This is a genomic window from Actinomadura sp. NPDC049753 (assembly GCF_040674655.1).
GTDB lineage: Bacteria > Actinomycetota > Actinomycetes > Streptosporangiales > Streptosporangiaceae > Spirillospora > Spirillospora verrucosospora.
This window is the reverse complement of sequence record NZ_JBFARL010000451.1, coordinates 1-1,527: the sequence shown is the minus strand read 5'-3', so window position 1 is coordinate 1,527 and position 1,527 is coordinate 1. Positions and strand designations below refer to the sequence as shown.

1 protein-coding gene is annotated in these 1,527 nt (G+C 71.2%); it reads left to right on the top strand.

Going from position 1 to position 1,527, the window contains the following annotated elements; all coding sequences use genetic code 11:
* Positions 1–178 precede the first annotated feature (178 nt).
* The gene (locus AB0K37_RS42140; RefSeq protein WP_363991849.1) at positions 179–1,390 is read left to right on the top strand and encodes an ABC transporter permease subunit; all 1,212 of its coding nucleotides are present in this window, start codon (positions 179–181) and stop codon (positions 1,388–1,390) included.
* The last annotated feature ends 137 nt before the right edge of the window (positions 1,391–1,527 follow it).

The following is a 1,527-nucleotide window of genomic DNA, read 5'->3' as shown; positions in this document are numbered from 1 at the left end:
ACGGCATGCCCTGGACCGCAGCGGGACGTCCCGCCGCTTCGAGGGCGCGGCTGAGAGCCGCGGGCACCGGGCTGGTGGCGGGCGTGTCAAGGGCGGCACGCGCGAGCGGCTGACCCCGCCGTCGTGGCTGGCCCTGACGTTCCTGCTGCCGGCGCTGCTGCTGCTCGGCTTCCTCGTCGTGTACCCGATCGTCTACTCGGTGATCCGCAGTTTCTTCGACGCCTCGGGCGGCTCGTTCGTCGGCGTCGACAACTACACCGGGGTCTTCAAGGGGCACGACAACCTCGTGGCGGTGCGCAACACCGCCATCTGGGTCGTCGTGGCGCCGACCGTGGTGACCATCATCGGCCTGGTGTTCGCCGTGCTCACCGAGCGGATCCGGTGGGCGACGGTGTTCAAGCTCGTGGTGTTCATGCCCATGGCGATCTCGTTCCTCGCCTCCGGCGTGATCTTCCGGCTGGTGTACCAGCAGGACCCGGACAAGGGCGTGGCGAACGCGGCGATGGTCGCGGTCCACGACATGTTCCGGCAGGACACCACCTACCCGGGGGCCGGGCCGCGCAACGGCGGGAACGCGCCGGTCCGGCAGGACGGCGGCGCCGTGGTCTCGGTGCGGCCGTACTCGGCGGGGCAGAGCGCGCTCGTCCCGCTGCTGAAGATCAAGCCCGAGTACCTGCCGAAGGACGCCGAGCCGGCCGCGCCGCCCCCGGCGGCCGGGCCGGGCCGGTTGACCGGCACGGTCTGGTTCGACTTCACCCGGGGCGGGGGCGGCCAGCAGAACGCCCCGAACTCCGGCGAGTCGGGCCTGCCGGGCATCCGGGTCGAGGCGGTCCAGGGCGGCAAGGTCGTCGCCAAGGCCACCACCGAGGCCGACGGAACCTTCACCATGCGGAAGGTGCCCGCCGGGACGTACACGATCCGGCTGCCCAAGGACAACTTCACCACCGCCTACCAGGGCGCCGAATGGCTCGGCGACACGCTCATCACCCCGGCGATCATCGGGTCGTACCTGTGGGTGTGGTCGGGCTTCGCGATGGTGCTCATCGCCGCCGGGCTCGCCGCCATTCCGCGGGACGCCCTGGAGGCGGCGCGGGTCGACGGCGCCACCGAGTGGCAGGTGTTCCGGCGGGTGACGATCCCGCTGCTCGCGCCCGTCCTGATGGTGGTGCTGGTGACGCTGGTCATCAACGTCCTGAAGGTCTTCGACCTCGTCTACATCATCGGCGGCGGCGATCCGAACGCCAGCGTGCTGGCGCTGCAGATGTGGACCGAGTCGTTCGGCGGCGGCAACGACCAGGGCTCCGGCAGCGCCATCGCCGTGCTGCTGTTCGTGCTGGTGCTGCCCGCCATGCTGTTCAACATCCGGAGAATGCGGCAGGAGCGCAAATGAGCACCGCGGAGAAGGCCCCGCAGGCGCCCTCCGGGGCGGCACGCCCGGCAGGCAGGCCGGGCTCGGATATCTCCAGGTAGCGGACCGGTTCCATGCGGGTACTGGTGCGGGTCTCGACGGGGCGCTGGACGGCGTGC